This is a genomic window from Zavarzinella formosa DSM 19928, from assembly GCF_000255705.1.
Taxonomy (GTDB): domain Bacteria; phylum Planctomycetota; class Planctomycetia; order Gemmatales; family Gemmataceae; genus Zavarzinella; species Zavarzinella formosa.
Genome location: NZ_JH636439.1, coordinates 2079486 through 2086588 on the forward strand (window position 1 = coordinate 2079486; position 7103 = coordinate 2086588).

The 7103-nt window shown below is 53.1% G+C and carries 12 protein-coding genes; 11 read left to right on the forward strand and 1 reads right to left on the reverse strand.

What is annotated here, in order from left to right; translation table 11 throughout:
* A partial coding sequence (locus BGIM_RS68230) for a GP88 family protein (RefSeq protein ID WP_449355838.1) occupies positions 1-302 on the reverse strand: 302 nt, incomplete at its 3' end.
* Positions 303-458: 156 nt separating this feature from the next.
* Between BGIM_RS68230 and BGIM_RS62710 the strand changes: the two genes are divergently transcribed.
* The 11 genes from BGIM_RS62710 to BGIM_RS49625 all read left to right on the forward strand — a co-directional run.
* Positions 459-1070, forward strand: a complete 612-nt coding sequence (locus tag BGIM_RS62710; protein ID WP_157368735.1) for a hypothetical protein — start codon at positions 459-461, stop codon at positions 1068-1070.
* An 89-nt stretch (positions 1071-1159) separates the two neighbouring features.
* Complete coding sequence (locus tag BGIM_RS0109890) at positions 1160-1369, forward strand: hypothetical protein (protein WP_020469625.1); 210 nt, start codon at positions 1160-1162, stop codon at positions 1367-1369.
* Between the two features lie 153 nt (positions 1370-1522).
* Positions 1523-2086, forward strand: coding sequence for a J domain-containing protein (locus BGIM_RS0109900; protein ID WP_020469627.1), 564 nt, complete (start codon positions 1523-1525; stop codon positions 2084-2086).
* 59 nt (positions 2087-2145) lie between these two features.
* Entirely contained in the window at positions 2146-2334 is a 189-nt protein-coding gene (locus BGIM_RS0109905) for a hypothetical protein (protein ID WP_020469628.1), read from the forward strand.
* A 2-nt stretch (positions 2335-2336) separates the two neighbouring features.
* Positions 2337-2546, forward strand: a complete 210-nt coding sequence (locus BGIM_RS0109910; protein WP_020469629.1) for a hypothetical protein — start codon at positions 2337-2339, stop codon at positions 2544-2546.
* Positions 2547-2657: 111 nt separating this feature from the next.
* Positions 2658-3023 (forward strand): hypothetical protein, encoded by a 366-nt coding sequence (locus tag BGIM_RS0109915; RefSeq protein ID WP_020469630.1) that lies wholly within the window; start codon positions 2658-2660, stop codon positions 3021-3023.
* Between the two features lie 347 nt (positions 3024-3370).
* The gene (locus tag BGIM_RS57235; protein WP_157368737.1) at positions 3371-4936 is read left to right on the forward strand and encodes a DNA integrity scanning protein DisA nucleotide-binding domain protein; all 1566 of its coding nucleotides are present in this window, start codon (positions 3371-3373) and stop codon (positions 4934-4936) included.
* A 202-nt stretch (positions 4937-5138) separates the two neighbouring features.
* Positions 5139-5333, forward strand: a complete 195-nt coding sequence (locus BGIM_RS0109930; protein WP_020469633.1) for a hypothetical protein — start codon at positions 5139-5141, stop codon at positions 5331-5333.
* A 68-nt stretch (positions 5334-5401) separates the two neighbouring features.
* The gene (locus BGIM_RS0109935) at positions 5402-6463 is read left to right on the forward strand and encodes an RNA ligase (ATP) (protein ID WP_020469634.1); all 1062 of its coding nucleotides are present in this window, start codon (positions 5402-5404) and stop codon (positions 6461-6463) included.
* Between the two features lie 17 nt (positions 6464-6480).
* Positions 6481-6723, forward strand: a complete 243-nt coding sequence (locus tag BGIM_RS0109940; protein ID WP_020469635.1) for a hypothetical protein — start codon at positions 6481-6483, stop codon at positions 6721-6723.
* Positions 6724-6735: 12 nt separating this feature from the next.
* Positions 6736-7103, forward strand: a 368-nt coding sequence (locus BGIM_RS49625; protein ID WP_193788956.1) for a transposase, incomplete at its 3' end; no start/stop codon positions are given.

Here is a 7103-nt window from a genome sequence, read left to right on the forward strand (position 1 = left end):
CTTTCGGCGTACTCGGGACTGAAAAAATCGCCGGAAGAATGTACGCGTAAAACGAGACATCCTTTGCGGCGTATCTCTTTGACCATGCGGTCGCAGAAATCATCACGTTCAGCTTGTTCCAGGTTCCAAGCCAATCTGTCTTTGACTGACTGAAACCTGAATCTTGACCGTAAAGCGTAACAAGCGCCTTGGCAGACAGAAGTCATTCCAGGGCACGTTGTCACAGCCGGTAAACCCCACAAATGAATGGCGTCACCAACTTTTTGATTACCCATTTGGAGCAATCCTCGCACCGTTTCCATCACAATTCCTTTCGGGGAATGAGAAAGGGGACTGGGCGAAAAACGGTGAATTGAAAGCAGGGATTTGAGCTTCGCGCAAGCGCCACAAAAACGGTTGACACGAGCATGTCACCGCTCTAGGGTCTGGTCGCTAATGGCTTAACCAAGGAGGGTGGAATGCGAAAAATTCTGATGATGATGTGTCTGGCAACCTGCTGCTTGTCAGCCAGCAACAGCCTGGCGAGAGGCGGATTTTCAAGCGGTGGTTCACGCGGGGGCTTTAGCTCCGGCCGCTCGTTCAGTTCTCCGAGCAGATCCTTCAGCAGTCCTTCGCGTTCTTACAGTGCCCCGAGCCGCACAACCACGACAACGACCCGAACAATCAACCGCTCGTATGGCGGCGGCATGGGCTACCACCCCATGATGTATCCGGGGTTCGGCATGGGTTACGGCTACAGCAACGGGATGCTCACCGGACTCATCATTGGCAACATGATGCATCCGCAGGGAACGACTGTTTACCAAGGGGGAGGCTACCAGGGCGGATCGGCGCTGCTCTACCCGGACGGGCGAGTCGTTGACCAAAACGGCTACCAAGTGGGCACGTATGCCAACGGTCAGTTCACGCCACAAGCAGGTGGGATGGTTGCGCAGCCAGCACCTTCCGATTTCGTACCGCCGGAAGGAACTCCGGTTGTGGTTGAGCATTCGATTTCCGGCTGGGAAATTGCGGGCGGGATTATTGTGGGGGTATTGGTTCTTGTTTTAATTTTTGCAATGTTCGTGTAGGTGGCCGCATGTCTTCGGGAATGATAATCGCAATCTTATTTTTAGTCCTTTTGTTGGGGCTGGTAATTCTAATCAAAAGGACTCCATCTATGTGCTTTGACGACGATGAAGAAACGGTCACGACGACTACGACCGTTAGCGAAAGCAATCCATCCCTGAACGTGGTGGGGAGCCTTAAACGCTCGACCGACGGTATCCAGTCATTCGTCATTGACCCCGTTGACCGTCAAAAAATCTGGCTGAACAGCAACGACGACATGTACGAGGACGCCGATGGAAAAATTTGGCGGCTTGTGTGACAAATCAATGACCAATCAGCTCAAATGCGGCGATTGCGGAAAGCAGTTCACGCCATCCACATGGTTTCATCGCTATTGTTCTGGCCTCTGTCGCCTTCGGGCCAGCCGCAAGCGGAAGCGTGGGCAATCCAAACCGAAGAAAGGAATGTCCGAATGATCGAAGCCTCGCCCTTATCCTGGCCTCCTGGCAAGCCACGCGTCCAGTACCCAACCCGCAGCCACTTCCGAACGACTCACGGAGCCGCCTGCCAGTTCGTCCTCGGTGAGATACGACGACTTGGCGGGACGCTTCCAATCATCTCCACGAACATACCCCTTCGCAAAGACGGATTGCCCTACGCGACTTACAAGGCGCCGGATGACCGGGGCGTGGCCGTGTACTTCACCTACCGCAAGCAGCAGATGTGCTTTGCCTGTGACAAGTGGGACATCATCCACGACAACATTTACGCCATTGGGAAGACCATTGAGGCGTTAAGGGGGATTGAACGCTGGGGAACAGGAGAAATGGTCCAGCAGGCGTTCAAGGGGTTCATCGCGTTGCCGAGCAATTCGCCGTGGGATGTGCTTGGATTGAAGCCAGGATCATCTTCGTCGGAGATCGAGTTGGCGTTTCGGGACAAAGCGAAGAGGTGCCACCCCGACGTTGGCGGGAGCCATGATCAGATGGCGAGGCTGAACGAGGCTCGAACAGAATTACTTCGGAGGTCGGCTTGAGCAGTCCGGTAACGGACAAAACGGGTTAAACAGTCCAGGGATGGACGGAGAGAGGTGATATGTCTTCGATTTGGGTATTGATTGTCTTTTTCAAGATCGGTTATGCCGGCGGGGCAACGAGCCTTGAAATGCCCTCAAAGGAGGCTTGCGTTGCTGCGCAGCAAGGAATCGCCAAGGACCGCGTTAATTTTCAGGCGACTTACTGCGTCAGCAAGGCCACTGGCGAGACGATCATCGTGAAGTGGTAGCCATGTCCCGCCTCCCCTCCATCTCTCTCGCCGCCATCCCCCTCCTGCTCGAACGATTCTCCTGGATGCCCAAAAGCAACAAGCCCCACTTGGTGGTGTTATACCGTGCTTTGAAACTGTCAGAAGATGAACGGTTGAGGTTGGAGTTGAAGGTTGCTGAGTTGGAAGGGAAAGAGGGGGAAAAGAACTGGAAGGCGAGGGTGAAGAAGTGATGGGCGTTCCCCTTCGGGTCGGGCCTCTCCGGGCTTCGGTCCTTCGGACCAGCTTCGCAGCCCTTCTAGTCCCTAACGCGAAGTAAAAATTAACCAACAAAGGAGGCGATAATGGCATACGACGATGAACTTGTCAGGGCGATACGACGGAAGTTCGCCCCTGATTTGATGACGGCATTACGCGACAGCGATGATCCATTGGGCTTGAGCAGTTCAATGAACTCCGTCAGGGTTCCATTGAGAGCCGACGTGAGGGTCTTGTTTGAAAAAGACCTGGCAGCCTTCGTCGTAAGGGGTAGGGTGCATAACGTCGCAAAGGATGCTTTCGACCATACGGATTGCCTGTTCGCAACGCAGACGCTTGGGAGCGAGAGAGATCGGGCGGCGGCCATCGAATACGTGTTTGAAGAGGCAAAACGAGGCATGCTGAGGTCATTGGCGAGCGGAGAGCTTGACGCGATTCTTGCAGGCAAATGAACTAACGAAGGAGGTGAAGATGCGTAAAGGGCTCATGATTCTGGTGACACTACTGCTGTCAGCCTGCACATCAACCACGGACGTCCAGAAGTACGCCGACATGGAAGGGTGGTAGAGCTTCGAGGTGACCGGCTACCGTTGGTTCGCGTGCGGCGAAGGACGACTGGTTTTCCACGGGTTTCGTGGCCGTCAAGAACGGCAAGCGGGTCAGTGGTGTCGTTTGCAGCGGATTGCTGTTCAAGGGCTCCACTTTACGGCGGGATTGAATGCTTGCTCTGAAAAAGCATGCGCACCAATGTGAAATCATATAAAAGTCTGGTTTTTTGATCTAAATCAGACAAAATTGATTGCGGGGCGTTCGCGCAGCGATTTTCCGTCAGGAACCAAAAATTGAGAGCGATCCGCAGAATTCACTTGCGGCATCGAAACAAAAAATGAATCCAGAAATATCCCTCTGGGCTTTTCAAGGTGAATACCTTGAAGAAGCTCTCAGCCTCATGAATGACGTAATGTCCAGTATTGATAAACAAATTCACGGCAGGCTATTTCTAATCGGAATCAAAATATCAAATGACGACAATTTGCCCAGTGTAATAATTGTTCCGAGAAATGAATATTGTGAAGGCGTTATTCCAGACGACCTTCCTCTACTCGATGCAATAAAACTCACTCATCAACGATCAACATTTCTAATTCCGAGCAAAGACGAGCAAGACCGATTGCTACGTTGGACGCTGATAACAAATACGACTTACGGGATAATTGAATACATTAATAATTGCGAAGCAACTGAGAAATGGAAGTCATTCTACTCTGAACTTGTTCCTGTCAATGATTACGCCGTAATGGTCGTAATTCAGATAGACAGAAAGTCGCATGATGGTCGTATTCCGCACCTTAGAAAGCAGATCAAAGGGAAATGGTTTGGGTGGCCCAGGTCAATTGTCGACTCCGCAGCGAATGAAGTAATTAAAGTATGCCAAAGCAAATTAAGCAAACATGAGCCGGGAATAGATTTTGATCCATGGGAAGACGGCCGAAGCGTTCTGCGGAGGGCGGCATCAACCTTTATGGCCACCCCGGCTGCCGTTGGTGGCCAGCCAATGAGCTTTTATTGGCTGTTTGACTGCTGTAACGCAATCTCAGCTTTGCCGTATGAAGGCCAATCTAGTTACGGGCGAATTCTTGTTGCAAGGAGAGATCATCCAAAAATTGTTGTCACGGTCGCATTGGAAAATCCAGTACGATTCAACGACTATCGTGCAGCAAGAAAATTACTAGAGATATCTTCCGACAATTGTTGGTTACTGTGCGATGCGTTGGAGATTTTTGGAATTGGATACTTGAAAAATGACTATGACTCAGACTCTGAAGAAGTATATGAAATCCAGTTTGTGAAGTTCTTTACTTGGCATCTCAAGCATAAAGATCAACCATTGATGATAGTTGAGAATGGCGACCCCGGCATTCCACGAGACAAATTTAACAGACAAGGCTTCCAACTTCTCCTCGCATCAGTTTTTCACGACATAGTCCCTGGCGACACAGAAGAATTGCTGAAAATAATTGATGCCGCATCGTCTCAAAAGCATGGCACAATGCTGGTCGTTTCCTCGATGGCATCCGAAGAGTCAAAGCGTCTCTCAAAACAATCCACCCTCATTCGCCCAAAAATACTTTCCAAGGAAGAGGTTTCGCGAGTTACGAGCATCGACGGCGCATTGATGCTTGAGCCAAACGGCACATGCCACTCTATTGGAGTCATTCTGGATGGGGTGGCATCGGACGAAGGAAATCCCGCCAGAGGGGCAAGATACAATTCTGCAATCCGGTACGTTTCGACGTATTCCAAAACGAAACCATGCGTAGTCGTTGTTGTTTCTGAAGATGGAATGATCGACTATTTTCCCTAAATCGTAAAATTGGTTGTAGGCGGCCGTCCAGTCACCGTACATTGACGCTTAATCTCAGAGGCGGTCCGGTCACGAAGGGCCGAATCCGACGCGGGATACTATGGAATAATCCATAGGCAATCTCATCGAAAATATTTCCAAATTGCCGCTTGACCATTCGCGCAGCTTGCGCCACCGTCTTCCGAACAGAACGGAAGGCATCATGACCATCGAAATCAACGCATTGGAACGATCACTCATTTGGCGAGGCGGCGAGTATTACCGACCCGTCACGCTTATCCTCGATACGGTCATGAACACATTGACCATCGTGGGGTTGTGGGGCAAGACTTACGCCTTGGTGGAAGTGACCGATGAGGCGGCTGAAAACACGCAGCCTACGAAGGAGGATGAATGACCATCCATACTGAACCACTTTGCTGCCCAGCGCGTCCGGTTGTGGCCACAACGCCAAAGGAGGCGACAATGCGCAAACTTGCCAGCATTCAGACCGTCAATTCGGTCGAACCGATCCTGAACGCCGACGCCATCGAAAAGGTCCGCGTTCTTGGGTGGTGGATCGTCGCGAAAAAGGGCGACCACAAGCCCGGCGACAAGCTCGTTTACTGTGAAATCGACTCCCTCCTGCCCGAACGGCCGGAATTCGAGTTCCTCCGGCCAAGCAGCTTCAAGCCCGCCCAGACGGACGCCACCGGTGCCGAGGTCATCCCGGCCGGGTTCCGCATCAAAACGATTAAGCTGCGGGGCCAGGTCTCCCAAGGCATCTGCTTCCCGCTCTCCATCCTGTCGCCGGGTGCCCCGGATGAGGAAGGGGCTGACGTCACCGACTTAATCGATGTTCGCAAATGGGAACCGCCGCTTCCGGTCGGCATGGGTGGCAAGGTGAAAGGCGGCTTCCCCGGCTTCCTGCCAAAGACTGATGAGACACGGGTGCAGGTTTTAGAAGCAGCCCTTCAGCGACACAAGGGCAAGACCTTCTACGTCACCGAGAAACTGGACGGCACATCGTTCACCGCCTTTATCCGGCAAGGAGAGTTCGGTATTTGCAGCCGAAACTTGTGGATGGATGAGACCGATCAGACGAACGTGCTATCCCGAGTCACCGCCTCCATGAAACTGGAGGAAAAGCTGCGGGCCGTCCGTGAACGGTTGGGCTTTGACCTGGCGATCCAAGCAGAGGTGATCGGGCCGGGCATCCAGAAGAACAAGTACGGGTTGAAGGAAGTCACGTTACGGGTTTTTAACGTCTTCAATGTGGACGCCTACCGTCTCGTCGATCAACCGGCCATGCTGTCGACTCTGACCGATTTGGGGCTGGAAGGTGTGCCACAGTTGGGGACATTGACGCTCGACCACACCGTGGATCAGCTTGTGTCCTTCTCCGAAGGCACGAGTGTACTCAATCCTCAAGTTCAGCGGGAAGGCGTTGTGCTGCGACCGCTGGCGGAAGAGTACGACGAGGACATCGGCGGGCGACTGAGCTTCAAGGCGATCAACCCGAAGTTCTTGCTGAAATACGACGAGTAACAAACAAGGAGGTGAAGATGGCGATCAAGAACATCACGGATGAAATCGAGCAGTTGCGGGGCGAGAAGGTGTTGCATGGCAGGATCGACGGCCTCGGCCAGGAGAAGGCGGCCTTCATCCTGAAGGCGTTGATGCTCGCAGGCCATGTGTCGGAACACGTCATGATTCAATCGCTGGACTTGGCGGATACGATCCGTTGGGCTTGTAAGGAATCTTGTGTCAGGGGAGTGGAACGGGTATTACCCATCCTCTTTCTTTGACGGAGATTACGCATGGACGCGATCTTGAAATCCCAAGCCGAGCAACTGGCGCGGGACATGGCCGCGCAGGCCACGACGATTGACGACCTCAACGCCCTGATGCGGACGATGATGAAGTCGGCCCTCGAACGGATGCTCAACACCGAGATGGATGTTCATCTCGGACGCCGGCCAACCCCGGCGTTGGCGGCCGGTCCCGTCGAACCCGCCGCTGTTCCCGACGATGCCAAACCGGCGGCCAAAAATCGTCGCAACGGACATTCCCGCAAGACGGTCGGCGGTGATATGGGGGAGTTCACGCTCCAGACCCCGCGTGACCGGCGGGGCACCTTCGAGCCGCAGGTGATCGCCAAACACCAACGCCGCCTGGACGGGTTCGA